General features: G+C 46.5%; 6 protein-coding genes. All 6 read left to right on the top strand.

The features are described 5' to 3' along the window. On the top strand, window positions 1-928 hold a 928-nt coding region (locus ACY69O_RS07255; protein ID WP_462332801.1), incomplete at its 5' end, for a flagellin. A gap of 207 nt (window positions 929-1,135) precedes the next feature. Beyond that, the gene (locus ACY69O_RS07250) at window positions 1,136-1,714 is read left to right on the top strand and encodes a DUF6470 family protein (protein WP_462332800.1); all 579 of its coding nucleotides are present in this window, start codon (window positions 1,136-1,138) and stop codon (window positions 1,712-1,714) included. Between the two features lie 15 nt (window positions 1,715-1,729). After that, complete coding sequence (gene fliW / locus ACY69O_RS07245) at window positions 1,730-2,173, top strand: flagellar assembly protein FliW (protein ID WP_462332802.1); 444 nt, start codon at window positions 1,730-1,732, stop codon at window positions 2,171-2,173. After that, the gene (csrA, locus tag ACY69O_RS07240) at window positions 2,173-2,397 is read left to right on the top strand and encodes a carbon storage regulator CsrA (protein WP_462332799.1); all 225 of its coding nucleotides are present in this window, start codon (window positions 2,173-2,175) and stop codon (window positions 2,395-2,397) included. The genes fliW and csrA overlap by 1 nt, the downstream gene beginning before the upstream one ends. Before the next feature lie 64 nt (window positions 2,398-2,461). Continuing rightward, the gene (locus tag ACY69O_RS07235; protein WP_462332798.1) at window positions 2,462-2,923 is read left to right on the top strand and encodes a flagellar protein FlaG; all 462 of its coding nucleotides are present in this window, start codon (window positions 2,462-2,464) and stop codon (window positions 2,921-2,923) included. 12 nt (window positions 2,924-2,935) lie between these two features. After that, window positions 2,936-3,690: flagellar cap protein FliD N-terminal domain-containing protein (locus ACY69O_RS07230; RefSeq protein WP_462332797.1), on the top strand; the 755-nt coding region annotated here is incomplete at its 3' end.

Here is a 3,690-nt window from a genome sequence, read left to right as displayed (position 1 = left end):
GTCCGATTTGAAGCAGCCATATATGATGTCCAATGAAAAAAAAGATCGAGGACTCACGAAATCCCTTGACGATAAGCAGACGGAGTTCTTTAACTCGGGAGAGTCTCCGTCGAAAACCGCAAAGTCCGGAAATCTGTCACAGATGCTTACCCTGCGGGACAAAGATACCGGTGATGAATATTATCTTAATACCGTTGACGGTAAAATCTATTCGAAAGAATTCATGGACGAAGGGTATAAAGATAAGATGGCTGCAGGGCAGAAGACCGTGGCAAACGGCGATCAAGTGGGTACAGTGAGTGACTGGATTACTGCTAATAAAAAAGTAGGTATGTATTTTGATAACACCGGTGTCATTACTGATGATGGGAAGAGCTTCAGCGCTGAAATCACGGTAGGTGACAGAACGGCTACACTGAAATTTGCTACAGTCGAGCAGTATATTGTCACCTATTCCGGCGACACGAACCATTTTTCCATGGTTAAGGAAAACGGCGCGACACAGCCGGCAACCGATACAGTCAATATTAATGGTGTAGATTTGGCAGGAACGAGCATTTTCGATGATGCAAGCTCCGGGAATTACTCTTCAGGCGCCGCGGCATTCAACGATGTACTCACAGTTGTCGCTATGACGGATATGGGTGATTCTTCGTGGATGTCATCTGACGGAAAGACACTTGCGAATAACTCCTTCGAGATTATAAACGTGTCCCAGTCCAAACTGGCAGCACGTCAGCAGGTCTACACAGACTGTAAGGACATGCTCACGACGCAGAATGAATCCATCCTTTCTGATATCACAGAGGTTCATTCCACGGATGTTGCGAAGCTGGCGACAAAGCTTATGGAAGCACAGACGATTTATCAGCTTTCACTCTCGGTCGGCTCGAGAATCCTGCCGCCGACACTGGCTGATTACTTGTAAGAATGACGAATGCCTTCACTCAAAAATAAAGGCATTGAGCTGTTAAAATGAATGAAAGTTTTTTTATGGAAAAACATTTGTTTTAGCGCTATAATATAAATGAGGAATAGTATTCTTTGACACTTGGCCGGGATGCATGATGCGTCCCGCCCTTGTGCCATGTATATATAGATGGATCGGTTCAGCCCATGGAAAGGGGGGAAGCCTATGCTATATCTGAACATCCGGCATACTCTGCCGCGAATCGGAATCAATATGCACATTTCGACTCTGTCGAGCCGCATAGTGAAGCCTAAGCCGCAGGGTGATTATCAAGCACCACGCTCGAACCTCGGATACAGCCAGCCGAGTCTGGAAATCAACTCATATCCGAGCCGTCATTCCTATGGTCACTCTACAATGATTGACTTTGCGAGACAGTACGGCGGACAGGGACTGAGTGATGTTAAGCAGACCACGTCAAAGCATGCGCAGGACACTTGGGATATCATTGACAACGCATCCCGAAAAGGCCGCGATATCTTTGCGGAGCAGGCTCATAGAAGGCTTTCCTCGGAAGTCAGCAAACAGCGTACACTCGTGGCGCAGGCTATCCCCGATCCGGAGGTTACTATGCACCCGTCAGAGCTGCATGGGGAAACTGACCCGGGGCATCATTCAGTTAAGATTGAGACCTCTTCAACAGCGGATGTTAAGTATAATCCAGGGAAATTTGAAATCTACCAGCAAGACCGGGGTTCGATTCGAATGTGGACATCAGAAGGTCATTATGATATTTATGCATAATGGAGGAAAACTATGATGAGAAAAGTCAACACGGTACGGTTTGGTGAAATTGATGTTGCGGAAGATAAAGTCGTCCGATTTGCGGAAGGGCTGCCTGCTTTTGAAGAGGAGCACGAATTCGTGGTGATTCCGTATGATGAGAAAAGCCCGTATTATTTTCTGCAGTCGCTCAAAACTCCCGATTTGGCGTTTTTGATGACCGTTCCGTACATCTTCTTTCCGGACTACGAGTTCCGGCTTGAGGATGATGTGACGAAAAATCTCGGAATCAGTACACCGGATGATATCGTTCTCTACACACTTCTGACGATACCTAACGGTGAGATTGCAAAGATGACGACCAACCTCATGGCACCGGTCGTTATCAATAACCGTACACTTGCAGCAAAGCAGGTTGTACTTGAAAAGAGCAGTTACACTACTCAGCATCCTCTGTTTCAGGAAAAGGAGGAGAAGTAATGCTCGTACTGACAAGAAAACCACGGCAGCAGATTATGATTGGCGACAGCATCGTTGTGAATGTTGTTGAAGTGCAGGGCGATAATGTTCGCATAGCCATCGAAGCGCCGAGGGATATTAAAATATACCGCGGAGAAATCTATAGGGCAATCCAGGAGGAGAACCGAAAAGCTGCAATGCCGGCAGACTTTGATTTGAGCAAACTGCCGAAACCGCAGCAGTAAAAAGCCATATACCCGTTATATGGGTTCAGGGAAAGATAAAGCATGTATCTATGGAGGGATAAAAATGATTGGAAAAGTTCAGGATGTAATGTCGGCTGCTATCGTAGTCGGCGCGGCAACGGGGTCGAATTCAGCAAGTACTTCGACAGACACACAGACTGCCCAGCAGAATACGGTATCGCAGGAACAGGCTAATACGCCTGCACCGGCTGAAGGTACTAATACTGCTATTGCAAACAGCGCGGCAGAAAAACAGCAGGAAGCTGCCGCAAAGAAAGCAGCTGATCAGGATAAGCCGATGGACGAGAAGTCCGTCACTTTGATGACCAAAGAGCTCAATGAACTCATGAGCAAGATTAACTGCAACCTTGAATTTAAATACAACAAGGAAGTTGACATGATGACGGTCAAGATGATTGACAAACAGACCAAGGAAGTTCTGAAGGAGTTCCCACCTGAAGAAATGATCAAAAACATGATCAAAGCCAAGGATTGGCTCGGCGCTTTCTTGGACAAGAATGCGTAAGGAGGGATTACCATGGGTGTTAATGGTATTTACGGTCTCAGCGGTTCAGGGCTTGATGTAGAATCTCTCGTCAAGGTCGGAATGCTTTCGAAACAGACCGAATATGATAATCTCTATAAAAAGACAGTAAAACAGCAGTGGACGAAGGAGGCTCTTGCGGATATCTATTCCGACCTCACGACGTTCAAATACACCACCCTGTCCGGATTTAAGTCTCAGTCCAAGCTGAATGCTATGGCTGCAACAACAACTGATTCGACGGCCGTAACGGCAACGGCAAACGGTGCCGCTATTGCTATGAACCATAAGGTCGAGGTCACGGGGCTAAGCTCTAACGCGTACTGGATGACGGACGGCACTATTACGAGGGCCAATACAACTGAGGCCGGGAAAAACAGCATAAAGCTGGCGGATAATGTTTTCTACAGTATCAAAGACAACCATAATGGCAAATTTACCTATCAGGAATCGGAAGGCGGCCCTGAAATTACTGTAAATGGCGAAGATATAGCTATTTCGTTTACGGTAGGGGATAGTGCCGAAGCTCTTACTGAGGAACAGAAAAAGAAGCAGACAATCAGCTATAGCTTTAAGGACCTTGCGGAAGGCAAAACCTATAATGATATTGCTGCCGATGTAAATGCTATGGGTACGAATATCAAGGCATCCTATGATTCGGTTACGGATTCCTTTACGTTCTATAATGGAATAAGCGGAAGTGATTCCGGAATCAATCTCACGCTTGCCGCAGCTGATGAGGGTACGGG

It is taken from the genome of Schwartzia sp. (in: firmicutes), assembly GCF_978017985.1.
The sequence above is the reverse complement of the archived record's forward strand: the minus strand, read 5'-3'. Positions and strand labels throughout refer to the sequence as shown.